Source organism: Streptomyces sp. JW3 (assembly GCF_052216785.1).
Classification (GTDB): domain Bacteria; phylum Actinomycetota; class Actinomycetes; order Streptomycetales; family Streptomycetaceae; genus Streptomyces.
The window spans coordinates 1-209 of the sequence record NZ_JBQOUX010000341.1; the positions used below are offsets into that span (position 1 = coordinate 1).

1 pseudogene is annotated in these 209 nt (G+C 71.3%); it reads right to left on the reverse strand.

The features are described 5' to 3' along the window. A pseudogene (locus ACTT8P_RS38755) lies at window positions 1–209 on the reverse strand (hypothetical protein); the annotation flags it as partial.

Here is a 209-nt window from a genome sequence, read left to right on the forward strand (position 1 = left end):
TCAGGACCGTCAACGTCTCCCGCACGATCCGCGGGTAGTGGTCGAGGTCCGGCCCGGGGTCCATCAGCCACCACTGGTGGATGCCTTCCACCAGGGCGAGGACGGCGGTGGCCGCGGTCGTCGCGCTCAGGCCGCTGGGCAGCGTCTCGCCGTAGCGTTCGACGAGGATCGCGGTGAGATGTCCCCGCAGGAAGCGCAGGCGGTCGGCC